Genomic DNA, 26,669 nt, shown 5'->3' with positions numbered 1-26,669 from the left:
TCATTGTCCGATCAGTCCATGAAAAGCAAATCAAGTTGGCAGCCAGAACCTTGGCGCGTTAAGATCTTGAATTGGCATTTGTTGCGAGGATTTGGTCAGAGTGTGCCTGCCGCAATCACGATGAGTACGCCATTCGTCGGATACATGATCCTCTACCATCCACAAATCGAAGAGTATGTCGGTGGGCTTGGAGGGTTACTTGAAAAGCAGGCGAAGCCAGGCCAATGCGCGCCGTGGATCGACTTTTCCATGCGACTAAACTTAGTATACATCGGCCTCTTACTTCTGGGCGTGGGCACCATCGTATACAAGGTGTTTGCACCTAGTGTCGTTAAAGGTGCGCGCGACATCAACGAGTACGTGGTTAATGTTATCGACAACGTTTCTGCCCGAAATCTCCGCTCTATGTATGTGATGATACGATCCCGCAGGCCTCAGGTCGCGGCGTCATTCATCCAAATGGCACCTTGGCTGGACAGAGATAAGAGCCTCAAAACCGCCTCTGACGCGCTTAAAAGGGATGATGGTAACCACATCAAGATCGATGTCTTGAGAAGTTTTTACAATGTGCAGGACAGACATACTGCGAGGGGCGCGGTTTACTTGGTGCTGGTGTTTTATGCTCTGGGCTTTTTGTTGCTCGCCATTCCAGGCCTCGCCTTCACGGGGCGTGTGTTGTGCGTAGTCTGGCACGACCTTGGATTTTGGGGATCTTGACTGCACATAGAATAAGGAGGCTACCCTACTTAAGCCGTTCTCATCCTTTGATGGACGAAACGTAACATCAGCTTGAAGGCCGGATCTTCAAAGCTCCTGAGAAAGAATCAAAACTGCGATCGCTTGTTTAGCCGTAAGAACCCCGCCACCCGTGCCTTTGCAACAAATAGCGTTCTTCGTTCTGTACAGAAGTTTGTGCAGCCAAATCAGACGGTTGCTTTTCCAACTTTTCGCACAACCGTTTTGACGGCGCGAAGTCGCCATCGAACAAGACCAATGCCTATGTCCGCTCCGCCCCCAAAAGCAGAGAAGCCTGCCCCAAAAGGCCTCGCCGCACCTAACCAGAAAACCAACACCGGCCAAGCTGACACTTCCGCCCTTTCAGCGCCCGGGACAATGGCTTAAGAAAAGAACTCTTCAGCTTTTCCAGCGCTTAGAGGGGACACATGGAACAACGCAGATTGGGTGCCAACGGGCCGGAAGTGGGTGCTATCGGCTATGGGGCGATGTCCTTTTCCGACATGTACGGGCCGACGAACGAAACGGAAAGCCATGCCATTCTGAATGCCTGCCGCGATCTGGGTGTCACGCATCTGGATACGGCCAATGTCTACGGCATGGGCAAATCGGAAAGCGCCATCGGCACCTATCTGAAAGCCAATCCGGGTGCGCGGGACGAGTTCGTGATCGCGACGAAGGCCACGATCACCAAAGATGCGGACGGCAACCGCAGCTTCGACAATTCGGCGGAGCACCTTGAAGCCGAGCTGGACAAGTCTCTGCAGCGGCTCGGCGTGGAGTGCGTGGACCTGTTCTACGCCCATCGCCGCGACCCGCGCTTCACACCGGAAGAAACGGCGGCCAATCTCGGCCGGCTGGTGGAAAAGGGCAAGGCCCGCGCCATCGGTCTGTCGGAAATCGCACCGTCTACCCTGCGGCGCGCCATGAAAGTGTTTCCTGTCGCGGCCGTTCAATCGGAATATTCGCTCTCCACGCGCGCGCCCGATCTCGGGCTGGTGCAGGCCTGTGCCGAGCTTGGTGTTGCCATGGTGGCCTTCTCGCCTGTCGGCCGCTCGCTGCTGACGGACCATCCGATCCCGCGCGAGCGGATCGCCGACCTGCCGTTCCTCAGCACCAACCCGCGGTTCATGGAGCCGAACCTGACGGAGAACCTGCGCATTATGGAGGGCTTCCGCAAGCTCGCGGCGGAGATGGGCACGACGGCGGCGGGGCTGGCCAATGCCTGGCTGCTGACCCGCGGACCGCATGTGATCCCGATCCCGGGAACGCGCTCCGTGGAGCACCTGCGGGAATGCGTCTCGGGTGCGGCGCTGACCCTCACGGCAACGGATCTGGAGCGTATCGAGGCCGTGCTGCCCGTCGGCTGGGTCCACGGCGACCGCTACTCGGAAGCGCAAGGCATCGGGCCGGAGCGGTTTTGCTGAGCTGACCACCCAGACCAACGACGCGCCGGTGCACCTGAAACCGGACGCACAGCAGAGCCGGGCTGTGCAGCAGTGCAGAGCCGTGCATCCGCACGAACAGGCTTGGCGGCCGCTCCCGAGCCGGGAGTTTCGGTGAGCACATAGCGTCGCCGGGAAGGCCGCATCCTTGCCGGCGTCCGCACAAATGCGCAGCTTGCGCTTGAAGGACAGCCGTGTACTGCTAGGGTCCCCGCACCCTGGCGGGAAAGGGAGGACGTTCATGCTATCGAACCGCTGGCTGATACTGGCCGTCCTTTTCTTTGCCCGCTTCACGATGGCTTTCCAGTTCCAGTCGATCGGCGCCCTGTCGCCGCTCATCATCGACACTTACTCGGCGGACTTTTCCGACATCGGGCTGCTGGTCGGCCTCTATCTGGCTCCGGGTGTCGTCATTGCCATTCCCGGCAGCGCCATCGCCGTGCGCTTCGGCGACAAGCGCGTGGTTGCACTCGGCATGCTCATGATGCTTGCCGGCGGCGGGCTGACGACCCTTGTGACGGACTGGAACGTGCTTGTGGGGTCCCGGCTTCTGGCCGGTGCCGGCGGGGTCATCCTCAACGTCGTCATGACGAAGATGCTGGTCGACTGGTTTGCCGGCAAGGAGATATCCACCGCGATGGCTATCTTCATCAATTCCTGGCCCGTGGGGATTGCCGCCGCCTTGCTCACGCTGCCCCTGATCGCCGCCTCCGGCGATCTGACCCTGGCCTGGTGGGCCGTTACCGCGGTCATTCTGGCGGGGCTGGTTCTGCTCCTGCTGTTCTACCGTTCGCCGATGGGCGCCACGACGGCACCAAGCCTGCGGATCGCCCAGCTTCCCGTCTACGCCCTGGTGCTCGCCAGCACGATCTGGGCTCTCTACAACGCGGCACTGGCCATGGTGTTTAGCTTCGGCCCCGCGCTGCTCAAGGACCAGGGCTGGACGCTGGCGGCGGCCGGCTCGGTGATCAGTGCCTTCATGGTCGTCTTTTCCATCGCTGTGCCGCTTGGCGGCATCCTTGCCGACAAGACCGGCCGGGCGAACGCGATCATCACTGTCAGCCTCGCCGCCTTTGCCGTGCTGATGCCCCTGGTGCCGGTTCTGCCACCCTTCGCCGTTGCCGTGGTCTTTCTGATCGTCGGCGGACTGTTCGCGCTTGCGGCCGGACCGATCATGACCCTGCCCTCGTCCATTCTGCCGCCGGCGAGCCGAACCTTCGGGATGGGTGTCTTTTTCTCAATCTATTACGTGGTGATGATGGTTGCCCCGCGGGTTGCCGGGGAACTGGCGGACTGGACCGGAAACGCCGGCATCGCCTTGATCACCGGAGCCGGCATGGCGGCCTTCTGCATTCTTGTCCTGTTCCTGTTCGCCAAGGCCCGGCGCAAGCTGGCACCGGCCTGACCGAGGACGGCGAAGTTCCCGCCAGCTGTAGGCGCTTCCGCCTTGCCCTTGTGCGCGCGTGAAATATTTCGCCAGTTCAGCTGAAAACATCCCTTTTCAAAACGGTGCTGACCGGTCACGGTGCCCGGATGAGTGCTATGTTTGAAGAACTGGACTACGCCCCGACACCGATCGGTGCGATATCCCTGCGCCGCCGGCATATCCTGGCCCTGAAGACCGACGTCTTCGAAATCCTCCTTGGTGAGGAACACCTGATGTCGAGCCTTTTTACCGCGTCGGAAATCGCGCTGGCGGACAAGGGGCTTGCAGCCCTCAGCGGTGACAAGCTGGACGTGCTGGTGGGCGGACTTGGGCTTGGATACACCGCAAAGGCCGCCCTGGCTCACGAGGGCGTTGCCGACCTTACCGTGGTCGACCTGCTGGAGCCGGTGATCCGCTGGCATGAGGAAGGCCTCGTGCCGATGAAAACCGAGCTTGCCGACAACCCGCGCTGCCGGTTGGTGCAGGGCGATTTCTTCGCCATGGCAGCCTCGGATGAAGGTTTCGATGCCGACAGGCCCGGCCGCCAGTATGACGCGCTTCTGATCGACATCGACCACACCCCGGAACGTCTGCTGCACGGCGGCTCGAAAGGCTTTTACACGCCCGAGGGCCTGCGTGCCGTGCAGCGGTTCGTGAAGCCGGGCGGGATCGTCGGGCTGTGGTCCGACGAAGCCCCGGACGAGGCCGTCACCGCCTTGCTTGGTGAGGCGTTTGGCGAGGCCTGGGCCGAACCGGTGGTCTTCGCAAATCCCCTGCAGGACGGGCGTGAAGTGACCCAGGCGGTCTATCTGGGGCGCAAGGGGTGAGTTGGCGCGAAGGGCGGCTGTCCGGTCGCATCTGACGCAAAAGCGCTGCCCCACAATCGAGACGGAAGTCTTCATCGGTTTTGAAGAGGCCGGCAGGCTTTTGCGGTCATTTCGAAGCCGACCTTCGCGCCGGACGGCAACATCATCGAGTATTGTTCGCTCACCGCGCCGATCGACCGGCTTTAGGGGTGTCCTTTGAAGGCCTCTCCTCAGTTGCCTCATCAGGCCCGGGCAAAGATGCCAGTCCCTTGGGCGTCAGGGCGTAGATGCCTCTTTCCACCCGCTCGAACCAGCCGTAGTGATCGTCGGCCATCATGCGGGTTGCCGTGGCAACGCCGGTTGCCCTGGCAACATCCGCGCCGCGGCTGGGGCCGTTGATGGAAAGATGCTCTGCGCAGCGGATCGCGTCCTGGCGGTAAGCTGTCACCAGCGTTGTGCGCGTCGAGCCGCCGGTGTTCGGGTCGCCCACCCGGCGGGCAAACTCCCGCAGGAGCCGATCCTTGCGCGGCTTGGACTTGCGCGGGGTGAAAGGCGCCGGGTCCAGATGCACCTCGACAACGCCATCGGGCAACCTGACGGTGATGACACCGAGGCCAAGCCTTCGGGCAAGCTGCAGGTTTTTCTTGAGCGACTGGATAAACTGCCGGCCCTTGCCCCGGGCAACCGCAACATAGACCGCGTCTGTCACCGACTGACGCACCACTGCCTGATGAAACAGGCTCAAGGTGAAGCCGGTCTTGAGTTCGACAATCACCGGGTCCGCACCATCGCGGCAGGCGACGATATCGGCCGAACCGACCTCGGCCTTTACCTCATATCCCTGTGCAACAAGAAAAGCTTTGACCGGCGGGTAGAGCTCGGTTTCCAGAATGCGCCCCATGGCGGCATCCTACGTGCGAAGCTATGGGCGGGCAATCATCCGGCCGGGGTCACAGGGCGAAATCCAAGGGTTAGATGCTTTCTTTTCCAAGAGACACAGGAGCCTTGATCTGCTCCGCTTTCGGCCGAAACCTGATCTCTCTTTGGCCGTTTCATTTGCACGATCTTCGGAAACCGGATGGACGGCTGCTCACGCAGGTGTGAGCACGATGCAAGGTGTGAGCGGGCCGAACGCCTCGGAAATGCCGAGAAGCGCCCTATACTGGTGTATCGGACGCGCCCGGCTTCCAGAGAGACGCCGGGCCCAAACGCCCGACAGGAGATCGATGATGACAACCGGCCTCATGACCCGCCGCACCCTGCTCCTCACCGGAAGCGCCTTTCTGGTGACGGGCGCATCTGGCTGGAGTGTCCCGGCCCGTGCAAAAGGACTGGCACCGACCCCTACCATGCGGGGTGGGTCCAACAACTATCGGCCCGGCGCGCCAATTGTCGACAGGATCGGCGGTGGCGGCTTCTGGATGACCGGCACCGTGCGGCGTGCAGGCGACGGCGCCCCGCTGGCAGGCCAGCGCATACAGATCTGGGCGCATACGACCGAGGGCCATGAGCGCGACCAGCGCAGCCATGGCGCAACGCTTACCGATGCCGATGGCGTCTTCCGCCTGGAAATGCCGCAGATCGTTCCGGCTTTCGGACAGCCTCACGGACATCTCGCCTATGATAGCGGCGCGTTTGAAACCGTGTTTCTGCGGCCGGTGATGAAAAGCTCCGCCGACACCAGCCTGGAAGCACATTTCGTGCTGCAGGCTGCTTGATCCGGAGCTGCCCGACGGCATGAGCCGCCTTCGCGCACCCCTGCTATGGGCCGGCCTGGCAACCATCGTTGGTGTGCCGATCCTTGCAGCTGCGGCAAGCCCGCTGCTGCAATGGCGCCAGCCGGTCTATATCGCGGCGGGCTTTGCCGGCATCGCGGCGATGGTGCTGCTTTTGCTGCAGCCCTTGCTGGCCGGTGGCTATCTACCGGGCGCAACGGGCCTGCGCGGACGGCGCCTGCATCGCTGGACCGGTTTTTTGCTGGTGGTGGCGATTGTCCTCCACGTCGGCGGTCTCTGGATCACCAGCCCGCCGGACGTGATCGACGCCCTTCTCTTCAGATCGCCGACACCGTTTTCCGTCTGGGGTGTCATCGCCATGTGGGCCGTCTTCGCCGCAGCCTTTCTTGCCGCGTTCCGGCGGAGTCTTGCCTTGTCTCCCCGCCTCTGGCGCCGGCTGCACACCCTGCTGGCGATGGTGATCGTCACCGGCAGCGTGGTTCATGCGCTGTTGATCGAAGGCACGATGGAGACATTCTCCAAAGCCGCCCTTTGCGCGCTGGCCGTGGCCGCGACGGTGAAGGTGATTTTTGACCTGAAGATCTGGGCGAGGCGTTCACGCGGGTCGGGGCCTGGTTCATGATGGCCCAGCTATGCCAGGATGATTAGGCAACACGGCACTTCAACGCACACCCATCACCCAAAGCTGGCTTGAAAGCTTGTAGCCGTAAGCGCCACGTGCGCCTCCAATGGCGGCCGAATTTCAAACGCCTTTCGGCTCCTCGCGAATTCGTAGAGGCGGAAGAGGTACCAGTCATTGCGACGTGCATTGGCAACTTCCAATTCATTCCGAGATATATGAAACGGCGTGCGTTCCCAGCCGTTTGTCGTTTTTACCTCGATAAGCCGCTCTCTTCCGTCAGGCGTAAAACTGAGGATGTCGTATCCTGCGCCATCCCCGTCTTCTTGCGAGGTCCAACGAACTCGTCTCGCCAAATCATTGAGACCCAGTTCCTTTAGTTGAGCACGCTCTCGATGAAACACAACTTCTTCACCGGCACGACCTAGTTTCCGGTTCCGCTCATCACGCCCAGCGATATCGAAGCGTCGCGCGACAGCTTGCAATTTTTCCGTTTCTTCCGGCGGTGGCGTGTTTCTGAGCGTGGGGGCCACACCGACGAAGAGTGTGGGCGGTTCGGCCATTTCAGAGCTGAGAGGATTGTGCAGCCCTGTTTCCCACTCTGGTTGTCTTGCCAACCATCGCGAAATCGCTTCGGCCAGTGCCATCTGAAAATTGAAACGAGGTTGGTATCCCTTGATAATCGGAAGCCCAAATCCCTTGGCAGCGGCTGAAACGTTGCAATACTTGAACTCTATCGAACCACGTGTACGACCGATTTGCTCCTGAAGCAGCCGGTTGTGGTTGGATTTGACATACGACCGGCCTGCGAGCTCGTCGCTGAGCATCGCGAAGTAAGACGCCACAACGGCGTCATTTTCCGTATCTGACCAATCATCGGAACTCATGAAGGCAGATTAGTCTAGCGCGATAGTTGTGTCATTCATGAAACTTCAAAGACTTATGCTTCTTTTCAGGTCAAATTCCATCTTGCTGAGCATCACGAAAGTGCCCCTCTCAAATGCCGAGGTTTCCCCAATCGTTGCCGCATAAGCGCATCCTGCAGTCCTCAAGCCACGGTGCCATGTTCGGCGAGGAAGTTCAGCAGCACTCGAACGCGCGCGGGCAGAGGGCCGCCCTGACCAGTGTAGACGGCGTGGAAGGACTCGTTGTCGTCTGCGTAGCATTTTTCAAGAACCGGTTTCAGACGTCCCGCGGCGATGTCGTCGCGCACGGTAAAGCCGGCGAGACGGGCAAGGCCCAGACCATGGATTGCCAGCCGGCGGATGGCCTCGCCGTCGCTGGCCTGAACGCGGCCGGGAGGGCAAACCGCTATCGGTTCGTCGTCCCGCAGAAAGCGCCAGGTGTCGACCTCCCGTGGATAGTTGAAGCCGATTTTCCTGTGTCCTTCCAGATCCGCGACGCTGGCCGGTTCTCCGGCACGCCGAAGATAGTCAGGTGAAGCGACGATCAGCATTGGCGTTTCGCCGAGCTTGCGCGCAACCAGACTGGAATCCTTGAGCGGCCCCGCCCGCACCACAACATCCGTCCGCTCCGCGAGAAGGTCGATCAAGGCGTCGGTCAGAACGATCTCAAGGGAGATATCGGGATATTGCTCAAGGAACAGAGGCAGGACCGGCTCAAGGACGTGGGTCGCATAGGAGGCGCTTGTGTTCAGCCGGATGCGGCCAACAGGCTGCTCGCCCATTCCTGCCTGCCGTTCCGCGTCATTGATGCTTGAGAGAATTTCTCTCGCACGCTCGTAAAAGACGCAGCCTTCGGCCGTCAGATCCAGACGTCGAGTGGACCGGTTGAAAAGCCTTGCGCCGAGCCGAGCCTCCAGCCGGGAAATCAGCTTGCTGACAGCGGACTGGGTCATCCCCAGTTGCCTGGCCGCATGGGAAAACCCACCCAGTTCGACTGCCTGGACAAAGACCTCCATCTCACCGCTGCGGTTAATGCTGGCACGCGACATATGATTTCAATTCACTTATCTTATTCATTTCAGGCGTATAGTTCATGATAGGATTGCTGTCTAGGTTCCGTCCATCAAAATGTCTTGGACGGAACCCACAATGCCTATTGCCCTTTATGCACTGGCTGCCGGAGCCTTCGGCATCGGCGTCACAGAATTCGTCGTCATGGGCCTTCTGCTTGAGGTCAGCCGCGATCTTGGTGTCTCGGTCGCTTCGGCGGGAATGCTCATTTCCGGCTACGCCCTCGGTGTGGTGGTCGGCGCCCCCATCCTGACCGTCTTTACCGCGACCTGGAACAGGAAGCGCGTGCTGGTCGGCCTGATGGTGATCTTCATCATCGGGAACGCTGCCTGCGCACTCGCGCCAAGTTACGGCCTGCTGATGGCGGCCCGGATCCTCACGGCCCTCGCGCACGGCACCTACTTCGGTGTCGGCTCGGTCTTCGCTGCCTCCATGGTCGGCAAGGACAAGCAGGCGTCGGCAATTGCCATCATGTTCACCGGGCTAACGCTCGCCAACATCCTTGGCGTGCCAGCTGGAACCTGGCTTGGCCAGCAGTTCGGCTGGCGCATGACCTTCTGGGCCGTGACACTGCTCGGCCTGGCCGCGCTGGCCGTGCTCCTTCTGCTCGTCCCCGCGGATCGCTCGCGTCCCGTTCCATCCGGCTGGCGGGCCGATCTGAAGGCCGTGACACGCGCAACCGTCCTGCTCGGATTCCTGACCACGGTTCTGGGGTTTGCGGGCGTCTTCACCCTGTTCACTTATATCACCCCGTTGCTGACGCAGGTCAGCGGATTTGCCGACGCGGCAGTCTCTCCCATCCTGTTGATCTTTGGTGGCGGCCTGGTCGCCGGGAACCTGCTGGGCGGGAAACTTGCCGACCTCAGACTGAAGACAGCGCTTATCGGCAGCATGACGACCCTCGCGCTCGTTCTGGCGATCATGTCCGCCGCCTTTGAAAACCAGATCGCGGCCGTGGTGCTGACGGCGCTGCTCGGCGTTGCGGGGTTCGCGACGGTTCCTCCGCTTCAGTCCTGGGTTCTGTCAAAGGCCGTTGGTGCCGGAGAAAGCCTTGCCTCCAGCCTGAACATCGCTGCCTTCAATCTTGGCAATGCGCTCGGGGCCTGGGCTGGTGGCATCGCCATCTCCCATGGGCCCGGACTGGAAAACCTGCCTCTCGTCGCCGCGGGCTTCCCCCTCCTCGCCATCGCGGTCGCGCTTGCCTCCTTCGCGATTGAGCGGCGGCACGTCCGCTCCCCGATCTCCACTCACCAGACTGCCAGCTAAAAAGGACACCATCGACATGGACTTTCGTTATCTGGGAAACTCCGGGCTCAAGGTTCCCGCCCTCAGCTTCGGTGCCGGCACATTCGGCGGCTCCGGCCCGCTCTTCAGTCATTGGGGTACAACGGACATCGCAGAGGCGCGACGTCTCGTCGATATCTGCCTTGAGGCCGGCGTCAACCTGTTCGACACGGCCGACAATTACTCCGAAGGCGCTTCGGAAGACGTGCTCGGTGAAGCGATCAAGGGCCGCCGCGACGCGGTGCTCCTGTCAACGAAAATGAGCCTTCCACTGGGGGATGGACCCAATGAGGCAGGATCTTCACGCTTCAGGTTGATCAGGAGTGTCGAGGCCGCTCTCAAGCGCCTTGGGACGGACTATATCGATCTTCTGCAACTGCACGCCTTCGATGCCTTCACCCCGGTTGAGGAGGTGCTTTCCACGCTTGACCAGCTCGTCCGCGACGGGAAGATCCGCTATGTCGGGGTTTCCAACTTCTCCGGATGGCAGATCATGAAATCGCTCGCCGTTGCAGAAAAATATGGCTGGCCGCGCTATGTCGCCAATCAGGTCTATTATTCACTTGTCGGCCGGGACTATGAGTGGGATCTGATGCCGCTCGGCGCGGACCAGGGCCTTGGCGCCATGGTGTGGAGCCCGCTTGGCTGGGGCCGGCTTACAGGCAAGATCCGCAGGAACAACCCTATCCCCGAAGGCAGCCGATTGCATGAGACCGCAAGTTTCGGACCACCCGTCGAGGACGATCTGCTCTACTCGGTGGTCGATAGCCTCGATGCGATTGCGGAAGAAACCGGCAAGACAGTGCCGCAAGTGGCGATCAATTGGCTGCTTCGACGCCCAACTGTGGCGTCAGTTATCATCGGGGCGCGCAACGAGGCGCAACTTCGCGACAATCTGGGGGCGACCGGCTGGGCTCTGACGGACGAGCAGATTGCCCGTCTGGATGCCTCAAGTGCGCGAACGGCGCCCTATCCGCATTTTCCCTATCAAAGGCAGGACGCTTTCGCACAGCTCAATCCATCCCTGGTCTGAAGAGCACGGAAGAGCGGCGCGACAGGTGAATGCGTGAACCTGTCGCGCCAGTGGACCTTCCTGCTCAATACCAGAACCCTTCCCGCCGCCAGATGGTGAAATGGCCACGCACCGGGGGGGCCGGAGTGCCACCGTCGATCGTGAATTCGCAACCGCCCTTGAGCCCCTTGCCACCGGTACGGCGCAGGATCACGTATTCGTTGCATTGCGGCCCCCCGCTGGAGCTCTGGCACATGTCGATGCGGGCGCGCTTGTCGTCCATTACATCCCAGACCCAGTCGACCATTGCCACATGTCCGTTCCAGACCATGAAATCGAGTGGCTTGACCTCGTTGATGTCATCAATGTTGATCTTGGCTACATGATCCGGGTACCGCTTGGGTGAGACGCCGTAGTATTTGTCCCATTCTCCAGTGAAAATCAGGAAATTGGCGATAAACCCAATGCAGTCCATGCCGAAAAAGCGGTCCTGCACCATCTGCTGCAACGCTGCCTGGTCTGACATCTTGTCGAAATAGAGCTTCTTGATCTTTCCGGTCTGATCGACGTCCTTGGAGCCGTCCTTGTTGGCACGGCCACAGACCTCAACCTTGTATTTGTCCAGTAGATCCTTGTTCTTCAGCATGAAGTTCCAGATCTTGACGAATGTCTTGTCGTTTCCCTGACCTTTCAGTGCCAGATCGATCTCGCGGCCGCCGACATGCTGGTTCAGCGTGATGCCGTGGGGGTCCTTGATCCAGCGAAAATTCTTGAAAAAACTGGTTGCGCTGTCATTGCCGCCGTTACCGCGGTCTTTGCAAAGATACTGCGTGAGCTTGACCCGGCCAGCGCTGGTCTGCAGGCCCGGGTTGGTCAGAACATCGACGTATTCGTAAGGCAGAAAAAAAGACTCGGCCACATTCACTCTCCCATGGTTAGGCCCCCTCAATGGCCCCTGAAGCAGCATGCGTATTCGGCGTCTCTCGTTGACTTGCCGGTGCAGCCAAATAGCCACGGTGCCGGCGAATGCGTCTGTCTTCCACGTCACACAATTTATCATTGTTCCAGTGCGCGGCGTCACACCTTTTGATAGAGCTCGACTGATAAGATTGAACCAGGGCTCTGAGCCCAGCGCGAAACAACCGATGATCCAGTGGCCTTCGATCCGGACACATTTTTCGTTCGGCCAGGCCGGCTCCGGCACAACATGTGTCCACCCCATGCAATTTCGCCAATAGACAAGCTTCACCACCAGCCGTATGATCAAGTCATCTGATGATTTGGTAACTTGTGATGCAATCTCTGGCAAAAACCAGCCTCGTCGACAGCGCGGCCGAGGCAATCCGGGCGGAAATCGTGGGCAATCGCTGGTCTGTGGGGGAAAAGCTGCCCAATGAGGCCCAGCTTTCGGCGCAGCTTTCCATCAGCCGCGGTACCGTGCGCGAGGCTGTTCGCGTGCTTGTATCACAAGGCTATCTGGAAACCCGGCAGGGCTCGGGAACCTATGTTCTGTCGGTCGTGGATACCATCGGGCCGCTGACCATGGCACGGCGGGCCACCTTGCGCGACCAGTTTGAGGCCAGACTGGCGCTGGATGCGGAGGCTGCCCGGCTGGCAGCCCATCGCCAGACGCCGGAAGTGATTTCGGACCTGCGCCGCTTGCTGGCGGAGCGGGGCAACTTTGATGGCCAAGACAAGGCCGGCTTCATCAAGCGCGACTTCGCCTTTCACCGGGCTGTCGTCGCCGCCTCGCAAAACACCGTGCTGGTCAACATGTACGAGTTCTTTTCCTGCCTGATCAGCGAAACAATCGAAGCGACGCTCGGGACAGACCTGCAGGAACCGGACATGGCCGCCCATGCCGCCATCATCGATGCCATCGAGACAGGCGATCCAGAGCAGGCCGAAGCCGCCGTCCGCCGGTTTATGGCCCCGGTGCTGAGAGACCTCGAACGACTGCTCGGCTCATGAGCAAGGCCTCTGAAATCGATCCGGGCTCCATCGAACTGATCGATGCCGAAGACATCGACGTTTCCACTGAACAACCACAGCCCGCCGCGCAGAGTGGACTGGTGCGCTTTCTGCTGGGTGCCAGCCTGGTGATGATTGCCTTCAATCTGCGCCCGGTCTTTTCCAGCGCTTCGGCGCTGCTGCCGGAAATCCGCGAGAGCCTTGGTCTGTCACCCACCGGCGCAAGCCTTCTGACGACGCTGCCCGTTGTCTGCCTTGGCCTGTTCTCGCCGCTGGCCCCACGCCTTGCCCGCCGGATCGGCACCGAACGCACCTTGCTAGCGGTCGTGCTTCTGCTGGCCCTTGGCACGGCGGCGCGCGGTGCGTCGTCCGTGCCGTTGCTGTTTCTCGGAACCGCACTGGCAGGCGCATGCATTGCCGTGGGCAATGTGCTGCTGCCCGGTCTCGTCAAACGGGACTTTCCTGACAAGGCCGCCCTTGTGACCGGCTGGTACACCATGGCGCTGTGCGCGGGCGCCGCCGCGGGCGCGGGTTTGACCATTCCGCTCGAAACAGCCCTTGGCGGCTCCGTCGACGCCGCGCTTGCGGTCTGGGCGGTGCCGGCGCTCGTGGTGGCGGTGTTGTGGTTTCCGCAGGTGATGGCAACACGCAAGCGGGCCAGAGGCCCAACGTATGCCGTGAAAGGCATGTGGGGCGACAGGCTGGCCTGGCACGTCACCTTGTTCATGGGGCTGCAATCCGCCCTTGCCTACTGCGTCTTCGGCTGGATGGTGCCGATCTTGCGCGCCCGTGGGCTGGACGGCGTCACCGCCGGGGCCATCGTGTCCGTGTCGGTGATGGTGCAGGCTGCCGCCTGCCTGATCGCGCCGCATCTTGCCGTTCGCGGCAAGGACCAGCGCGTGATCAACGTGGCTCTTTGCGTCATAGCGGTAACGGCGCTGCTCGGCCTGCAATTCGCGCCGCTGTCCACCGTCTGGATCTGGGCGGTGCTGCAGGGCGTTGGTCAGGGCGGACTGATTGCGGTGGCGCTTACCGTCATTGTCCTGCGAACGCAGGATTCCCATTCTGCCGCACAGCTTTCGGGCATGGCCCAATGTGTCGGCTATACGCTTGCGGCCGTCGGTCCGCTGATCGTCGGTCTTATCCGAAGCTGGACGGGAAGCTTTGCCTGGAGCGCGGCGCTGTTCGTGGCGCTTGGCCTTGGCGCTGCGATCAACGGCTGGTTTGCCGGAAAGGCAAGCCATGTCAACGTGGAGACGGTCAAGCTGTCTGGCTGACCTTGCCAGCAGAGCCTGATGTTTCCAGCCGGTATTTCAGGAAACGATTGCCGTCATAATCGGTCTCACCGATGAAACGCGCCCCCATGCGGCGCAGAGCACTGAGGTTCCGGCGGGAGGGCGGCAGCAGGAAGCTGACGAAAGGAATACGCGGATCTTCATTCGCAAAGGCCAGCGCTTTTCTGGTGATCGGCATGCCGAGGCCGAAGGCTGACGGATGCAGCACCAGGCCGAAATCCCACTCCTCGCCTTCCTTCTGAAATCCGCCCCAGCCGACATAGCGGCCATCTGCCAGAAAAGCCCAGTGACCAAGCCCGTCGCGCTGCCAGCAGGCTTCCTTGGCCGAGACGAATTTTGCAGCGACGTCCTGATCCCAGGCGACCGTCAGAAGCGGCATATGCGTGCCGACACGCGGATCGGACATATGCGCGACCAACTCCTCCAGAGCGATGTCCGGCAGGCGCACAAACTCGATTATCGGCTGACTTGGACTGGGCATGGGCTGGCGTCTCCTGAAACTGGCCAGCGCCTCTTGCACCCAAAATTTCGGCTTCGATCAAGACAACTCATTTGCCGGACGATCAACACTGCGTGTCCAAGGGGCCGGGCCGGTTCCGACGCTGGCGCAGCCGGTCAGCTTGTTGCGATCAAGGCTGTGCGCACAAGGCGCTTACCGGTCCGGAAGACAGGTGCCGAAGTGTGCAGCAACCGGCATCACCGGCGGTACGTCGCGGCGATGCGGGAAATCTCTTCGTATATGCCCGCCAGGATGTTCAGGCTCTGGCCCGCCTCTTTCAGGCGGGTATCGAACTCGGGCAGGCTTGAGATCTGCTCAATCAACAGCCGCTTGCGGACAGCACCGTAGTCATCGGTGATCTTCTTGCCTTCCGCTGTCGCCTGATAGGTGACGCCCGAACGGCCAGAGCCCTGTTTTTCAATCAAGCCCGCAGCCACAAGCTTTCGCATCGAATACTGTATGTTCGGAATATCGTCCCGGTTGGTGAGACGAGCCAGTTCCTTGATGCTTTTCGCTCTGTCGTTCATGCGCACGATATGCAGCAGCGCGTTTTCCGGGCCGGTCGCCCCGACGTCACTAACAGAGGCCAGACACTCTGTCTGCCAGCGCCCAAAGGCTTCGAAGCAGCGCATCAACGCGAATTCCAGCTCCGTGCAAATGACCTCCGCATCGTTCTCCGACAGGTGCCAGTGATAGTTGAGTTTCTGGTCGTCCGACTTGCCGGTCATCGATCCCTCTTCAGTCTTACAAATCGAATATAGCTGCGATTCCGTTTGACGGAAGGGCGATTTTCCACATAGCGTTAAATAAAAAATACAATTGAAAATCTATCCTAAATGGAGGGGATCCATGACTACCAATATGATGAAAGACAAGAACGGCTTTAAACTCGGGACGTTTTCGTCCAACTGCTCGTCCGGAATGACGGTCACCAAATCCCCGTCGCGATGGGTCAACAGCTGGGAAAACAACCTGAAACTCGGCCAGATGCTGGACGATGCCGGCATCGACTTCATGCTGCCGATTGCCCGCTGGATCGGTTACGGCGGCGAGACGGACTTTCACGGCAGCGTTCTGGAAACGATCACCTGGGCCACCGCGCTGCTGGCCTCGACGAAAAACATCACTGTGTTTGCCACGGTGCATACGGCAGCAAACAATCCGGTGGTCGTGGCCAAGCAGATCGCAACGATGGATCAGGTGGGGAATGGCCGCGCGGGGCTGAACATTGTCGCGGGCTGGAACAAGCCGGAATACGAAGCCCTGGGCCTGACCCTGCCCGACGATCATGAAACCCGCTACGGCTACGCCCAGGAGTGGTTCGATGTGGTTGAAAAGCTCTGGACCTCGAAGGAGTATTTCGACTGGGAGGGCAAGTACTTCAACCTGAAGCATGTCGCCGGAGAGCCCAAACCCGTCAGCGGTCGCCCGCCCATTCTGAACGCGGCAGGCTCGACAACCGGACGCACCTTTGCCACCGACAATGCGGACTACCTGTTCACCCCGGCCATCGACCTCACCCGCTCGGTTGACGAAATCAAGGAACTGAAAGCGCAAGCGGCCGAGAAAGGGCGTGATGTTGGTGTTCTGACCTTCAGCCACGTCATCTGCCGCGAGACCGAGGAAGAGGCAACCGCCCTTCGGGACCGGCTGATGGGCGATCTGGCCGACTGGGAAGCGGTGGACAATCTGGTCAACCTTCAGTTCGCGCACGCGCAGTCGTTTCCGCATGACCTGCTGGCCCAGATCAAGAACCTGTTCGCCATGGGCCACGGCGGCTTTCCCCTGGTTGGGACACCGCGGCAGGTTGCCGACGGCATCCTCAAACTGCACGAAACCGGCTTTGCCGGAACGACGCTTTCCTTTGTCGACTATGTCGAGGAGTTCCCCTATTTCCGCGACAACGTTCTGCCTCTGCTTGCGGAAGCCGGTATCCGGTGATGGATCCCGTACCGGCCAAAGATTTCACCAACGCCATGCGGGCGTTGGTGGGCAATTGTTCCGTGATCACGGTTGGCGAGGGAGAGGAAATTTCCGGGCTCCTCGTCACGTCGGCCATGTCCCTCAGTGCCGATCCACCAATGGTGCTGGCCTGTGTCAACAAGGCCTCCTCCAGCTGGCCCCTGCTGAAGAAATACCCAAAGTTCGGGTGGTCTTCGCTCGGACCGGAACACCGGACGGTTGCCGAGAACTTTTCCGGGTTCGGCGGGGTCAACGGTGCAGATCGGTACGCCGGAGCCGATTGGCGTACGGCGGAAACGGGAGCTCTTCTTCTGGAAGATGCACCGGCGGCTTTTGATTGCGAAGTCGAGGAGATGATCGACCGGGGCACCCACTCGATTGTCATCGGCAAGGTGCGCGCGATCCGGCAAGGCCGCTCACAGGGCGCACTGGTTTACTGGAACGGGGCCTTCCACCCCTTGTAGGGGTTTTGGCACCAGGCCGCTGTAGAGAAAGCCTGCGGGCGGAGAAGACCGGACCTTTTACCCAAGAGCGTCTCTCCGCCCGGCGTTCCGGAAATATCTGAAACGTTTCTCCGCGGCTGCAAGGTGTCCGAAGGTCCCTCATTCTTGCGGTTTTCAGAGCATGTCTTCCTTCTGAAAGTCCGTTTGCCCAGCTCCCTGTGCACCAGACAGGGAACCATTCTGGCTGCTGTCCGTTACTTCAGTGGACCCACAACAGATACAGGAGGACCAGATGGACCTTTCCATGAACGACCTCAGCCCGAAACTTCGCAAGGAAGCTGAAGTGGAGGCGGACAAGATCAAGCGGGTCGCCGACAAAGCCAACGCCGGCGGACAGCTCGGCGGAACCTTCTTCGGACAGGAGCCGGACGACGGCATGGCGCCGCCGAAATCGGTCGCAGCCGGCCGCAGCTGACGCAGGCCCGGAGCTTACGGCAGGCTGAGTTAGCCTGCCGGTGAACCGACCGGCGGCCGTGAGGCCCGGAATAATAAGAACGACCCATCATGGCGGCCCGGCCGCCGGGTCGGTTTCACGTAAGTTCGCGTCCCAGCGGACGATCACCATTCCAAAATCAAGTGCGGTACGAAACGGGATAGGTCCTGTGTGACGGGCGCTTTATCCTCACGCAAGCAGATGCCCGATGCCTGACCGCCGATGATCCACGACCCAATCATGACATAATCGTCGCCAAATTTCGGCGGCTCGGCATACGCCTGTAATATGTGCCCTTCAGCGCCATATTTTCCCGGCGTGCTGATGTCTTCGCCCCCGGCCCCGCGCACCGTGATATTCGCGCCTTCCCGGCTGAAAAAGGGTTTGCGCACATGCGCATTTATCAAGAACGTCTCATCTGCCTCGCCCTCGAAGTAAGACGGCAAAAGGTTCGGATGGTCCGGAAACATTTCCCACAGAACCGGCAGGATGGCCTTGTTTGACAGGAGAGCTTTCCAGGGCGGCTCCAGCAACTGGATCGGCGCATCCGGCAGGTAAGGTCCGTAGTCCTCGCGCAGCATATCCTCGTACGGATAGAGCTTGAACAACGCGTCGATCACGAAACTGTCGGCGTCGGCGAAGCGGCCTTCCGTATCAAGGCCGATTTCTTCCACGGCAACAAAATGCGGTATCAGTCCTGCCTGCCTGGCGCAGTCCTCGAGATAGCGCACCGTGGCACGATCCTCATCGTGATCCTTCGACGAGGCAAAGTGTATGTGATAGCCGGGCGCGAACATGGCGGCGAACCGCTCGATCAGGCGATCCTGCACGGAATTGAACTGATCGCTGTTGGTTGGCAAAACGCCAGCCGCCATTTGCTGTTCCAGCCAGATCCACTGAAAGAAGCCGGTCTCGTATAGCGCTGTCGGTGTATCGGCGTTGAATTCGAGAAGTTTGGCCGGGCCGCTGCCGTCGTAGAAGAAGTCGAAACGGCCATAGAGCGACGGTTGCTGCTGTTCCCAGGAATTGCGGATCCAGGAACGGTATTTTTCCGGGATCGCCATTTTATCCAGAAGCGCGTCGTCACGTACGGCCCGGTCGACCAGATCGAGACACATGCCGTAAAGCTCCTGGGAGGGATCTTCCAGGTCGTCCTCGATCTCGCGCAGGCTGAACTGATAGGCGTGGGTTTCGTCCCAGTACGGCGCGCCATACATGGTGTGAAAGCCGAAGCCGAGCTTCTCGGCTTCTTCCTTCCACCCAGGTCTTTCAGGAACTTCGATCCGCTTCATGCTGTAGGCAAAGCGTCAGAGCTTGGCCAGAAGAGCCTGCACGTCGTTGCGGGCCGGATTTTCCAAAGCCTTGATCTTGGCTTCCAGATCGGCACCACTTTCCTGACGCGCATCTTCTTCGGCCGCTTCCAGCATGGCCTGCTGTTCAGCCTGGCGCTGTTCCAGGCGGGCCAGGCTGTCGACCGCGCTGGCCAGCCGGCCATCGGAGGCAGTCGTGTTGGTGGACGCTGCCTTCTGTGCCTTGATCAACGCTTCGTTGGCCCTGGCGCTTTCCATCTTGCGCTGAAGGGTTTCGATCTTGTTCATCGACTGGCGAATGGTGCTGTCCATCCGCTCTTCGGTGGACTTGTACTGGTCGAACAGAGCCTGGTCTGCTTCCGCCTTGTCGCGCAACTTCAAAACGCTCTCGATAATCTCGATGGCCAGAGGCTCGTCCCCCTGTGCCTTGGCGTTGCGGGCGGCTTCCGTACGGCGTTCGATCTCGGTCATCAGCTCGGCGACGGATTTTTCCTTCAGCTTGCGGTTGGCCGCCATGCGCGCCTTTTCGTCCTTGGCCGCTCCGATCGCCTGCTTGGCTTCGCGGACTTCCTGTTCCAGGATCGTCATCAGGTTGGCGTCCTGAACGGACTCCGCGGCATTGTGGGCGTGGCCCTTGAACGCCGTAATCAATTTGCCCCAAACACTCATCTTCAAATGTCCTTCTTCAAATTGGCAACGGGATCAGGCAACGGCCTTCGGGCCGACGTCGGAGGCCAGCTCCAGAGCGCTGTTTGCGATGGTGCGCAGTTCCGTCTCGACGGAATCGAGGGCGGATCTCACGGACATGGCGCCGAAGAGCTCATAATATTCGCGTCCGTCGATCTTATCGATGGACAGGGCACAGAGCGGTAGCAGCTTCTTGTGGTTGCGCAGCATCATCGCTTCGAAGGAAGCCGGATCGTCCTGGGCATCGCACGGCCAAAGGACGGTGGATGTCAGGATCTGGGTTTCGCTGACAACCATGAACAGGGTGATCCCACCGGCCGACTGAAGCTGGACTTCCAGCACGCCGGGCTGGTCCGGGCTGATCACGCAGCCGATTTCACCTTCTCCGAAGGAGTCCGACTGCTCCAGAGCTTCCTTGAGCTCCGCAAGTGTCCAGGGAGATTGCCGCGTACTCATCCAAAGCCCTCCATTTATAATTTCGTGCCGAAATCCGGCACCGAACAAGTAGAAGCCCCGTCTACCCGTTTCAAGCGATTATTCGGAAAGCTATGGCGAATTGACAAGGCGGCGACGGCTGGTCAAGGTAGCCCGCGACCGAAACAGGGGGCAGATTTCAGCGGTGCCAATCCTGCAACTCATCATATCCCGGCTCTACCAGCACGTCCTCGAGCTCAAGCTCTGGCTGCTTGCGACGATGATCTGCGCCTATATGGTGATTTCCTGGATCCTGTTTTTCCTGGCCGGAGAAACAGGCCTGACAGGCAATCCGCTGACCTTCATCTATTTTGCGGCAACGACCGCCTCGACGGTCGGTTACGGCGATCTGTCGCCGGCAACGGAGGCGGGCCGGATGGTCGCAGCCTTCTGGTTCTTTCCGGGCGCGCTGCTGATTTTCTCCGCCGTCCTGGGCCGGTTGACGGGTGTCCTTGTGGAAGGAGTGAGGCGTATGGCTGACGGCAACGGAAACTATGAGCGGGTGCAGAACGCCACGGTGATTGTCGGCTACCACCGGGACAAGACTCCGCTGATGGTGGAGAACCTGGTCGCCGGCCAGGACGGCGACGACAAGATTATCCTGCTTGCGGATTCCAAGAATGTGGAAGTGCCAGAAGGGGTGCGGCTGATCCGGGCCGAACGCATGGATGCACTGCAGTCGCTGCGGCGCGCGGCCATTCCCGGTGCGCAGAAAGTGCTGGTCTATGCCAGCTCGGATGCGGAAACCTTCAACACCTGCCTTGCCATCCGCGAACTGAACGACACCGTGCACGTGGCAGCCTATTTCGAGGACCGGGACACCGCGCGCCGCGCAGGCAAGCTCGCCCATATCGAACCGGTCGTCTCGAGCGCCTGTGAGGCGCTGGTGCGGGCGGCGCAGGATCCAGGCGCAGGCCAGATCCTGATGGCGCTGTCGACGGCCGGGCTCGGCGCGACCATCTATTCGGCCGTGGTCGAGAGCGGCGCCGGTACGGAAACCGACAAACTGGAACAGGCGCTTTCAAGTGCCGAGGGCACGCTGATCGCGGTTTCCCAGCCGGACGATCCGGATTTCCTGTTCAGGCCTTTCCCCAAGACATTGAAAACAGGCGGCTCGATCTATTATCTCGCGAACAAACGTCTCGCGGCGGGCGAGATCGAGAAGGGCCTTGGGGGAGCTGATGTTCGGATCACTGTTTAACAGGAAAGCCAAAGGCTGGCAGCCGCCGGAAATTCTCGGTCTGACCATTGGGCGGGGCATCTCCTTTGACCCCATCGCGCTGCGCCTTCTGCCGACTGACAGCTTGATCGAGCGGCCGGACACAACGCTGATGATCACCGCCCAGGGCCATTGCGATCTCGGCGAGCAATCGCACATGCATCGTTTCTATCCCGATGACGACCGTTTTCTGATCCAGTTTCAGGGCGGCGACGGCGCGGAGGACGAGCGTGTCGACGAGATCATGCTCTGGTATTTCTATGACGTGCAGTACCCGTCCGGCGATGCCGAATGGAACCGGGTGAAAACCGCGATCCGCCAGACCAGTTTTTCGCTGCCGGGCGACGGCCAGGATTACCGCTTCGAGCGCGCCTGGTTCGACACCTCAACCGTTCCCGAAGACCCCATGACCTACTGGGAGGAAGTCTGCGACGACCGCGAAGGCGGCGGCAGGCGGAAGATTTTCCAGACAGCCATGCTCTTTGCCCGAACCCTGCAGGACGGGCGGGACGAAATGCTGCTCGTCAACATGGAAGAGCCGGAAAATGCGGAACGCAGTGTCGCGTTCATGCTAGGGTTCCCGCTCGAACGTCATAATTTTTCTGTCTGAACTGAATAGTGGAGACCCATATGGCAGACCTTCAGGCATCCCTTTCAGGCATCGTTCCGTTTATTGCCTATTTCATTACAGCCATCGTCATGCTGCTGGTTTTCATGAAAATCTATACTGTGATGACGCCACATGACGAAATGGCCCTGATCAAGGAAAACAACGTTGCCGCTTCAGTGGTCTTCAGCGGGGCGTTTCTCGGCTTTTCGTTGCCGCTGGCCAGCGCCGCGGCCAATTCGGTGAGCATCTTCGACTTCATCGTCTGGGGCATCATCGCCTGCGCCGCGCAGCTTGTCGTCTATCAGGTCTTCCGCCGGTTCTTTCCGAAAGTCACGGAGCGTATCAAGGGTGGCGAGATGGCGATCAGCACCAATCTTGCTGCCATTTCACTCACGGTCGGTCTGCTGAACGCCGCCTGCATCACCTACTGACCAGGCCGGTTCGGGCACGGTCGTGCGCCGGTGCTCCAGGCCTTATCATGCAAAGCATTTCATCAGACCGTTAGAAGGTCGGGAGAAAATTCATGAAACGCTCCAAGTCGATCAAGCTGATGGTCATGGCGACAACAACCGTGACCATTGCGGGCTGTTCGGACGAACCGACACTGGATGGCAAGGTCTACAAGACCGAGGCGGAATGTGTCGCTGACAACTATGTTCCGGACGAGGTTTGTGCCGAGGCAATTACAGCTGGCAAGGCAATCCACAGGGCTTCGGGTCCGCGCTACTCAACTGTCCAGCTGTGCAACGAGCAACACGGCAACAATGCCTGCGCCTATGACACTGCCAGCAACGGGTCGTCCTACTACACGCCGTTTCCGGCAGGATACTTCCTGGCAGGGGCGCTGACCGGTCCCGTGACCAACCAGCTGATCCAGAGCAATGTCCGTCCGATCTATTCGGAACGCGGCAGCTCACGGTACTACACATCCGGCGGTTATTACGTCGGTAGCTATGGCGGTGGCAGCTGGCGTACCTATGACGACGCCGTCAAGACGCCGCCCAAGCCGGCAAAGGTCCAGACACGGACCTCCATCGCCTCGCGCGGCGGGTTCGGCAGCCGGTCGAGTTCCGGTTTCCGGGGCGGATAACCGCCCCCACTGGCGTTGGCGCCGCCGTGTCCAGGGTCAGTGATCTGACACCAAACCCTGCGCGTAGCATTTTCAAACCGCAAGGATGTTGAAATGTTCCGGCTGTACTCTTTCGTTTTGTACGTGGCGGCAGTGTTGGTCTCTACCGCCGTTCAGGCCCAGGACCTCGATGAGCAGAGTGGGGCGGGTCAGACGGCCCATGCCTTCACCTTTGAAATGCCCTATGGCGAACCGCTTGCGCTGAAGGACTACGCCGGCAAGGCGGTGCTGGTCGTCAACACGGCAACGGAATGCGGCTTCAGTGGTCAATTGGCCGGCCTGCAGAAACTTCATGAAACCTATTCAGACCGTGGCTTGCTGGTGCTCGGTGTCCCTTCCAACGATTTCGGCGGCCAGGAACCCCGGGCCCATGGTGACATCGCCAAGTTCTGTGAGGCCAAATACGGTGCGGAATTTCCGCTGACCGCCAAAACGGTGGTGAAGGGTGATCGGGCCCATCCGTTTTACCTCTGGGCTGCCCGCGAACTCGGCCCCATGGCGCGGCCCTACTGGAACTTCCACAAGTATCTGGTTGGGCCTGACGGCAGCATTGTTGCCTGGTTTCCGACACCAGTGCCCCCGACCGCGCCGGATGTAACAACCGCGATCGAAAAAGTCTTGCCTGGGTCCTGATCGCCCCCGCAGCTCCCCACCTCACCGCTTCAAAACTATAGAATCTCTCGCCCGTCACTGCCGCAGTTTTCCTCCGAGCAACCGGGTGCGAGAGGACTTGGTTTTTGAAAGAGGCCATTCACTGTCTTCCTTTACCCGGTGGCTCCCCTCCTCCTCCTTGGCTCCGGCTTTCTGCCCCGTGTGGAAATTATGTCTTTGACGTTGCCTCACCACGTGCGGTGCGTTAGGTAGCTCCAAGTAATGTAATAACGTTACGAATCAATTCCCACTTTCCCTCCCCTTTTCATCAGAGGATCACATCCATGCAATCACGTTTTGGCAGGCTGGCAGGCGCCTTTGCGGTCATAACGACGCTTTTCGTGGCCGGCCCCGCACTGGCGCAGAGCGCCAAGGACACAGCGACAAAACACGACCATTCGCACGATCATGCAAGCGATGCAGAGCGGCAGATTTCCAAGGGCTATTTCGAGGATAGCCAGATCAAGCCGCGCCTGCTGACCGATTGGCAAGGCGAGTGGCAATCCGTTTATCCCTACCTGCAGGACGGGACACTGGACCCGGTAATGGCACATAAGGCCGAACACGGCAGCAAATCGGCAGAAGAGTACAAAGCCTACTACGAGGCGGGCTATCGCACCGATGTGGACCGGATCGTGATCGATGCGGACAGCGTAACCTTTCAGACGGAAAACGGCGCCTTCAAAGGGCAGTATGTTGCCGACGGCCTGGAAGTCCTGACCTACAAGAAAGGCAACCGCGGCGTCCGCTTCATCTTCAAGAAAACCGCGGGCGATGACAACGCTCCGGCCTTCATCCAGTTCAGCGACCACCGGATCGCCCCTTCGAAAGCCGATCACTATCACCTTTACTGGGGTGAGGACCGGGCGGAGATCCTGAAGGAACTGACCAACTGGCCAACCTACTATCCGGCGGCGTTGAACGGTGACGAAATCGTCCATGAAATGACGGCGCATTAAGGCCGCATACCGGCTGAAACCGATGATGCGCGCTGGCCGCTTCCCCACAAGGCAGGCAGAGCGCGCATCGTCTCGCGAGGGCGACGACAGAGCGGCCTCGCCAGCAGGCTTGAGCCACATCAACGCCTGCATCGCGGTCCCCGCCTAGACGTGAGTACTAATCAAAGTAATTCTTCCCTATGAAAGCTAACTATGCCGAATTATCATTTCCGGATACCGCGTTGGCTTCGCTTTCTTCCTCAAGCGCCTGTACAGTGACATCACTTGCTTCATTGCGTTGGCTTTTGATTTGGGGAGCTTTTTCTCGCCACGGCACAATAAACTGCCCAACTTCTCGATAGAATTCGGGAACAATTTCCTCCAAATCAGATATAAAATTCTTTCTCTGCGTAAATCTACTTGAAAGTCTTCTAGAAATAAAAATCTGAAATCCCAGTACTTGAGAACCATTTTTGTTGACCTCAATAATAGATGGGTCTTCTTTCAAGCTCTTGAAATCAGCATGATTATTCTCACTTCTGCCTGGCCATATGAATCTTATGTGCAAATCGTCTGGAACCTTTTCCCTGAATTGCCTTAATAACCAATTCAAACGCGCCTTGGAACTTTGCTTATCTTTAGGCGCTGAAATAGACATGCTTACCTCAACTGTACGACGCGTAATATCCGCGACAATTTCCAAAGGAGCAGCTGCATTCGGTATATCTAGCCACGTCTCTAATTTACATTGCTCCTTAAGATGTTGAAGTTCGTCTGCGATGCGCAAGCTGGGATCTGCGGCATGTTTACGTGACAAGCGCTCCGAAACCGCGGCCTCTGTCAGACGGCTGAGTATTAAAGAAAGATCTTTCGTTTCTTGATGCCAAGCAATGAGTACAGATTGGGCAATTTCTGATTTTGTTGAAATCTTGCTACCGGCTGATACTTGTTTGTTAAGTTCCACCCATTCAGGGGGCATACTATCAAAACCTTTTACACCCGCGCTGTCATGGGTAAGAAAACGTCTAAGCTCTTCAAGGAGTAAATACTGATCTCGATCTTCAATAGAATTAGTCTTAATCAACAAGTCTGCTGAGGTTAGCACAAACATCCACGACCAGTGAAAAATCGGTATTTTAGATCGTGTTTTCCGAACCGCTTCAATTGGATGATGATCAACTCTAGTTGCAAATTGATTGGATATTGTGAGTACACAATCAATTCCATTTTCTTTCGCCAAATTTCTATATTTTTCGATTTGATCTGAAGTTAACTCTGCAATACCAACCTTCGCCTCTACTAAACAACGCCATTCCTTTTTTCCGTTTCTTACAATAATGAGGCCATCTGGACGGTCTTTTATTCCTTTACTCTCATTTTTGAATACAATTTCCGTCCAACATTCAACGCTAGCTCGTTTTCCCATAGAAACCCCGATCGGTCTTAGTAACTCTCGAGTGAATTCATCTATTTTTGACAAGCAGGCTAACAAAATGGAAGTCGTTCTTCCTTCTTTGCTTGTCGTTGCCAGTACCGGAAATAAACGAGCTGGTTCTCCTTGAATGAGATATTCTGGCCTCATAACGCTTCCCCCCAATTAATTTATGTAATTAAGAGTGCTACTTTTGCGGGAAATGTCAAAATTTAATCTTAGAAACCTGACTTGAAAAAGATTGGACAAAAAAGTCTATAATTCTGATTTAATTGGTAAAAATCATTATTTACTCTGATGACTTTTTGAAGATTACGCCCGCCCTTCTAGCAGAGCCATGGCCATGTCCTCACACGCACTGGATTATGGTTCTTTGCTGAGAACAAACTGAAACCGATGATGCGCGCTGGCCGCTTCCCCACAAGGCAGGCAGAGCGCGCATCGTCTCGCGAGGGCGACAACAGAGCGGCCTCGCCAGCAGGCTTGAGCCACATCAACGCCTGCATCGCAGTCCCAG

29 protein-coding genes are annotated in these 26,669 nt (G+C 59.0%); 19 read left to right on the top strand and 10 right to left on the bottom strand.

Annotated elements, in window-relative coordinates:
- Positions 1-3 precede the first annotated feature (3 nt).
- The 4 genes from FMN63_RS02135 to FMN63_RS02120 all read left to right on the top strand — a co-directional run bounded on the left by FMN63_RS02135 (position 4) and on the right by FMN63_RS02120 (position 4,433).
- On the top strand, positions 4-717 hold the full coding sequence (locus FMN63_RS02135) for a hypothetical protein (RefSeq protein ID WP_148582287.1): 714 nt from the start codon (positions 4-6) through the stop codon (positions 715-717).
- A 446-nt stretch (positions 718-1,163) separates the two neighbouring features.
- Complete coding sequence (locus FMN63_RS02130) at positions 1,164-2,162, top strand: aldo/keto reductase (protein WP_148582286.1); 999 nt, start codon at positions 1,164-1,166, stop codon at positions 2,160-2,162.
- Positions 2,163-2,421: 259 nt separating this feature from the next.
- Positions 2,422-3,585, top strand: a complete 1,164-nt coding sequence (locus tag FMN63_RS02125; protein WP_162529962.1) for an MFS transporter — start codon at positions 2,422-2,424, stop codon at positions 3,583-3,585.
- Positions 3,586-3,722: 137 nt separating this feature from the next.
- On the top strand, positions 3,723-4,433 hold the full coding sequence (locus FMN63_RS02120) for a polyamine aminopropyltransferase (protein WP_148582284.1): 711 nt from the start codon (positions 3,723-3,725) through the stop codon (positions 4,431-4,433).
- Between the two features lie 160 nt (positions 4,434-4,593).
- On the opposite strand, the gene FMN63_RS02115 is transcribed toward FMN63_RS02120, so the two are convergent.
- Positions 4,594-5,313 (bottom strand): DUF2161 domain-containing phosphodiesterase, encoded by a 720-nt coding sequence (locus FMN63_RS02115; protein ID WP_148582283.1) that lies wholly within the window; start codon positions 5,311-5,313, stop codon positions 4,594-4,596.
- A gap of 328 nt (positions 5,314-5,641) precedes the next feature.
- On the opposite strand from FMN63_RS02115, the gene FMN63_RS02110 reads away from it, so the two are divergent.
- Complete coding sequence (locus tag FMN63_RS02110; protein WP_148582282.1) at positions 5,642-6,130, top strand: peptidase associated/transthyretin-like domain-containing protein; 489 nt, start codon at positions 5,642-5,644, stop codon at positions 6,128-6,130.
- Positions 6,131-6,149: 19 nt separating this feature from the next.
- Positions 6,150-6,770, top strand: a complete 621-nt coding sequence (locus FMN63_RS02105; RefSeq protein ID WP_148582281.1) for a ferric reductase-like transmembrane domain-containing protein — start codon at positions 6,150-6,152, stop codon at positions 6,768-6,770.
- A gap of 53 nt (positions 6,771-6,823) precedes the next feature.
- Here the strand turns inward: FMN63_RS02105 and FMN63_RS02100 are convergent, their stop codons facing one another.
- Positions 6,824-7,654 (bottom strand): protein NO VEIN domain-containing protein, encoded by an 831-nt coding sequence (locus FMN63_RS02100; RefSeq protein ID WP_148582280.1) that lies wholly within the window; start codon positions 7,652-7,654, stop codon positions 6,824-6,826.
- Positions 7,655-7,815: 161 nt separating this feature from the next.
- A complete protein-coding gene (locus FMN63_RS02095) occupies positions 7,816-8,721 on the bottom strand; it encodes a LysR family transcriptional regulator (RefSeq protein ID WP_162529961.1) in 906 nt (301 codons plus the stop codon).
- Positions 8,722-8,821: 100 nt separating this feature from the next.
- Between FMN63_RS02095 and FMN63_RS02090 the strand changes: the two genes are divergently transcribed.
- On the top strand, positions 8,822-10,009 hold the full coding sequence (locus FMN63_RS02090) for an MFS transporter (protein WP_148582279.1): 1,188 nt from the start codon (positions 8,822-8,824) through the stop codon (positions 10,007-10,009).
- A 16-nt stretch (positions 10,010-10,025) separates the two neighbouring features.
- The gene (locus FMN63_RS02085; RefSeq protein ID WP_148582278.1) at positions 10,026-11,060 is read left to right on the top strand and encodes an aldo/keto reductase; all 1,035 of its coding nucleotides are present in this window, start codon (positions 10,026-10,028) and stop codon (positions 11,058-11,060) included.
- A 64-nt stretch (positions 11,061-11,124) separates the two neighbouring features.
- Here FMN63_RS02085 and FMN63_RS02080 read toward each other — a convergent pair whose 3' ends face one another.
- Positions 11,125-11,958: a hypothetical protein gene (locus tag FMN63_RS02080; protein ID WP_148582277.1), complete on the bottom strand. Its 834-nt coding sequence runs from the start codon at positions 11,956-11,958 to the stop codon at positions 11,125-11,127.
- A gap of 374 nt (positions 11,959-12,332) precedes the next feature.
- On the opposite strand from FMN63_RS02080, the gene FMN63_RS02075 reads away from it, so the two are divergent.
- Together FMN63_RS02075 and FMN63_RS02070 are read left to right on the top strand one after the other, a co-directional pair.
- Positions 12,333-13,010: a FadR/GntR family transcriptional regulator gene (locus tag FMN63_RS02075; protein ID WP_148582276.1), complete on the top strand. Its 678-nt coding sequence runs from the start codon at positions 12,333-12,335 to the stop codon at positions 13,008-13,010.
- A complete protein-coding gene (locus FMN63_RS02070; RefSeq protein WP_148582275.1) occupies positions 13,007-14,287 on the top strand; it encodes a CynX/NimT family MFS transporter in 1,281 nt (426 codons plus the stop codon). The genes FMN63_RS02075 and FMN63_RS02070 overlap by 4 nt, the downstream gene beginning before the upstream one ends.
- Here the strand turns inward: FMN63_RS02070 and FMN63_RS02065 are convergent.
- Together FMN63_RS02065 and FMN63_RS02060 are read right to left on the bottom strand one after the other, a co-directional pair.
- Entirely contained in the window at positions 14,271-14,786 is a 516-nt protein-coding gene (locus tag FMN63_RS02065; protein ID WP_148582274.1) for a GNAT family N-acetyltransferase, read from the bottom strand. The two genes, FMN63_RS02070 and FMN63_RS02065, sit on opposite strands and share 17 nt — an antisense overlap.
- A gap of 215 nt (positions 14,787-15,001) precedes the next feature.
- A complete protein-coding gene (locus FMN63_RS02060; protein ID WP_148582273.1) occupies positions 15,002-15,532 on the bottom strand; it encodes a winged helix DNA-binding protein in 531 nt (176 codons plus the stop codon).
- A gap of 121 nt (positions 15,533-15,653) precedes the next feature.
- Here FMN63_RS02060 and FMN63_RS02055 point away from each other — a divergent pair, with 121 nt between their 5' ends.
- The 3 genes from FMN63_RS02055 to FMN63_RS02045 all read left to right on the top strand — a co-directional run bounded on the left by FMN63_RS02055 (position 15,654) and on the right by FMN63_RS02045 (position 17,684).
- On the top strand, positions 15,654-16,745 hold the full coding sequence (locus FMN63_RS02055; protein WP_162854973.1) for an LLM class flavin-dependent oxidoreductase: 1,092 nt from the start codon (positions 15,654-15,656) through the stop codon (positions 16,743-16,745).
- Entirely contained in the window at positions 16,745-17,230 is a 486-nt protein-coding gene (locus FMN63_RS02050) for a flavin reductase family protein (RefSeq protein ID WP_148582272.1), read from the top strand. Before FMN63_RS02055 ends, FMN63_RS02050 begins: the two co-directional genes overlap by 1 nt.
- Before the next feature lie 271 nt (positions 17,231-17,501).
- On the top strand, positions 17,502-17,684 hold the full coding sequence (locus FMN63_RS02045; RefSeq protein ID WP_148582271.1) for a hypothetical protein: 183 nt from the start codon (positions 17,502-17,504) through the stop codon (positions 17,682-17,684).
- Between the two features lie 143 nt (positions 17,685-17,827).
- Here FMN63_RS02045 and FMN63_RS02040 read toward each other — a convergent pair whose 3' ends face one another.
- From FMN63_RS02040 to FMN63_RS02030, 3 genes are read right to left on the bottom strand one after another with little or no spacing between them, the layout of a single operon-like run.
- Positions 17,828-18,994, bottom strand: coding sequence for a glutathionylspermidine synthase family protein (locus FMN63_RS02040; RefSeq protein ID WP_148582270.1), 1,167 nt, complete (start codon positions 18,992-18,994; stop codon positions 17,828-17,830).
- Positions 18,995-19,009: 15 nt separating this feature from the next.
- Positions 19,010-19,681 (bottom strand): PspA/IM30 family protein, encoded by a 672-nt coding sequence (locus FMN63_RS02035; RefSeq protein ID WP_148582269.1) that lies wholly within the window; start codon positions 19,679-19,681, stop codon positions 19,010-19,012.
- Between the two features lie 33 nt (positions 19,682-19,714).
- Complete coding sequence (locus FMN63_RS02030) at positions 19,715-20,155, bottom strand: YjfI family protein (RefSeq protein ID WP_148582268.1); 441 nt, start codon at positions 20,153-20,155, stop codon at positions 19,715-19,717.
- A gap of 163 nt (positions 20,156-20,318) precedes the next feature.
- On the opposite strand from FMN63_RS02030, the gene FMN63_RS02025 reads away from it, so the two are divergent.
- From FMN63_RS02025 to FMN63_RS02000, 6 genes are all read left to right on the top strand, one after another.
- Positions 20,319-21,374, top strand: a complete 1,056-nt coding sequence (locus FMN63_RS02025; protein WP_148582267.1) for a potassium channel family protein — start codon at positions 20,319-20,321, stop codon at positions 21,372-21,374.
- Positions 21,355-22,002: a DUF2491 family protein gene (locus FMN63_RS02020; protein ID WP_148582266.1), complete on the top strand. Its 648-nt coding sequence runs from the start codon at positions 21,355-21,357 to the stop codon at positions 22,000-22,002. The genes FMN63_RS02025 and FMN63_RS02020 overlap by 20 nt, the downstream gene beginning before the upstream one ends.
- A 20-nt stretch (positions 22,003-22,022) precedes the next feature.
- Positions 22,023-22,433: a DUF350 domain-containing protein gene (locus tag FMN63_RS02015; protein WP_148582265.1), complete on the top strand. Its 411-nt coding sequence runs from the start codon at positions 22,023-22,025 to the stop codon at positions 22,431-22,433.
- A gap of 92 nt (positions 22,434-22,525) precedes the next feature.
- Positions 22,526-23,092: a DUF1190 domain-containing protein gene (locus FMN63_RS02010; RefSeq protein ID WP_148582264.1), complete on the top strand. Its 567-nt coding sequence runs from the start codon at positions 22,526-22,528 to the stop codon at positions 23,090-23,092.
- Positions 23,093-23,185: 93 nt separating this feature from the next.
- Entirely contained in the window at positions 23,186-23,764 is a 579-nt protein-coding gene (locus FMN63_RS02005) for a glutathione peroxidase (protein WP_148582263.1), read from the top strand.
- Positions 23,765-24,066: 302 nt separating this feature from the next.
- Complete coding sequence (locus FMN63_RS02000) at positions 24,067-24,741, top strand: ZinT family metal-binding protein (protein ID WP_148582262.1); 675 nt, start codon at positions 24,067-24,069, stop codon at positions 24,739-24,741.
- Between the two features lie 190 nt (positions 24,742-24,931).
- Here the strand turns inward: FMN63_RS02000 and FMN63_RS01995 are convergent, their stop codons facing one another.
- Positions 24,932-26,302 carry a hypothetical protein gene (locus FMN63_RS01995; RefSeq protein ID WP_148582261.1) on the bottom strand — a complete coding sequence of 457 codons (1,371 nt, stop codon included), beginning with the start codon at positions 26,300-26,302 and terminating at the stop codon, positions 24,932-24,934.
- Positions 26,303-26,669 lie beyond the last annotated feature (367 nt).

The sequence above is a fragment of the Stappia sp. BW2 genome (assembly GCF_008107695.1).
Classification (GTDB): Bacteria; Pseudomonadota; Alphaproteobacteria; order Rhizobiales; family Stappiaceae; genus Roseibium.
This window is presented reverse-complemented; position numbering and strand designations above follow the sequence as displayed.

What these genes read in the sequence shown, in the direction of transcription:
- FMN63_RS02060 (WP_148582273.1), bottom strand. Translation starts at nt 15,532, where the DNA reads ATGACCGGCAAGTCGGACGACCAGAAACTCAACTATCACTGGCACCTG.
- FMN63_RS01995 (WP_148582261.1), bottom strand. Translation starts at nt 26,302, where the DNA reads ATGAGGCCAGAATATCTCATTCAAGGAGAACCAGCTCGTTTATTTCCG.
- FMN63_RS02130 (WP_148582286.1), top strand. Translation starts at nt 1,164, where the DNA reads ATGGAACAACGCAGATTGGGTGCCAACGGGCCGGAAGTGGGTGCTATC.
- FMN63_RS02015 (WP_148582265.1), top strand. Translation starts at nt 22,023, where the DNA reads ATGGCAGACCTTCAGGCATCCCTTTCAGGCATCGTTCCGTTTATTGCC.
- FMN63_RS02005 (WP_148582263.1), top strand. Translation starts at nt 23,186, where the DNA reads ATGTTCCGGCTGTACTCTTTCGTTTTGTACGTGGCGGCAGTGTTGGTC.
- FMN63_RS02110 (WP_148582282.1), top strand. Translation starts at nt 5,642, where the DNA reads ATGACAACCGGCCTCATGACCCGCCGCACCCTGCTCCTCACCGGAAGC.
- FMN63_RS02050 (WP_148582272.1), top strand. Translation starts at nt 16,745, where the DNA reads ATGGATCCCGTACCGGCCAAAGATTTCACCAACGCCATGCGGGCGTTG.
- FMN63_RS02125 (WP_162529962.1), top strand. Translation starts at nt 2,422, where the DNA reads ATGCTATCGAACCGCTGGCTGATACTGGCCGTCCTTTTCTTTGCCCGC.
- FMN63_RS02010 (WP_148582264.1), top strand. Translation starts at nt 22,526, where the DNA reads ATGAAACGCTCCAAGTCGATCAAGCTGATGGTCATGGCGACAACAACC.
- FMN63_RS02045 (WP_148582271.1), top strand. Translation starts at nt 17,502, where the DNA reads ATGGACCTTTCCATGAACGACCTCAGCCCGAAACTTCGCAAGGAAGCT.
- FMN63_RS02075 (WP_148582276.1), top strand. Translation starts at nt 12,333, where the DNA reads ATGCAATCTCTGGCAAAAACCAGCCTCGTCGACAGCGCGGCCGAGGCA.
- FMN63_RS02035 (WP_148582269.1), bottom strand. Translation starts at nt 19,681, where the DNA reads ATGAGTGTTTGGGGCAAATTGATTACGGCGTTCAAGGGCCACGCCCAC.
- FMN63_RS02120 (WP_148582284.1), top strand. Translation starts at nt 3,723, where the DNA reads ATGTTTGAAGAACTGGACTACGCCCCGACACCGATCGGTGCGATATCC.
- FMN63_RS02100 (WP_148582280.1), bottom strand. Translation starts at nt 7,654, where the DNA reads ATGAGTTCCGATGATTGGTCAGATACGGAAAATGACGCCGTTGTGGCG.
- FMN63_RS02090 (WP_148582279.1), top strand. Translation starts at nt 8,822, where the DNA reads ATGCCTATTGCCCTTTATGCACTGGCTGCCGGAGCCTTCGGCATCGGC.
- FMN63_RS02070 (WP_148582275.1), top strand. Translation starts at nt 13,007, where the DNA reads ATGAGCAAGGCCTCTGAAATCGATCCGGGCTCCATCGAACTGATCGAT.
- FMN63_RS02055 (WP_162854973.1), top strand. Translation starts at nt 15,654, where the DNA reads ATGACTACCAATATGATGAAAGACAAGAACGGCTTTAAACTCGGGACG.
- FMN63_RS02020 (WP_148582266.1), top strand. Translation starts at nt 21,355, where the DNA reads ATGTTCGGATCACTGTTTAACAGGAAAGCCAAAGGCTGGCAGCCGCCG.
- FMN63_RS02040 (WP_148582270.1), bottom strand. Translation starts at nt 18,994, where the DNA reads ATGAAGCGGATCGAAGTTCCTGAAAGACCTGGGTGGAAGGAAGAAGCC.
- FMN63_RS02105 (WP_148582281.1), top strand. Translation starts at nt 6,150, where the DNA reads ATGAGCCGCCTTCGCGCACCCCTGCTATGGGCCGGCCTGGCAACCATC.
- FMN63_RS02085 (WP_148582278.1), top strand. Translation starts at nt 10,026, where the DNA reads ATGGACTTTCGTTATCTGGGAAACTCCGGGCTCAAGGTTCCCGCCCTC.
- FMN63_RS02065 (WP_148582274.1), bottom strand. Translation starts at nt 14,786, where the DNA reads ATGCCCAGTCCAAGTCAGCCGATAATCGAGTTTGTGCGCCTGCCGGAC.
- FMN63_RS02030 (WP_148582268.1), bottom strand. Translation starts at nt 20,155, where the DNA reads ATGAGTACGCGGCAATCTCCCTGGACACTTGCGGAGCTCAAGGAAGCT.
- FMN63_RS02115 (WP_148582283.1), bottom strand. Translation starts at nt 5,313, where the DNA reads ATGGGGCGCATTCTGGAAACCGAGCTCTACCCGCCGGTCAAAGCTTTT.
- FMN63_RS02000 (WP_148582262.1), top strand. Translation starts at nt 24,067, where the DNA reads ATGCAATCACGTTTTGGCAGGCTGGCAGGCGCCTTTGCGGTCATAACG.
- FMN63_RS02095 (WP_162529961.1), bottom strand. Translation starts at nt 8,721, where the DNA reads ATGTCGCGTGCCAGCATTAACCGCAGCGGTGAGATGGAGGTCTTTGTC.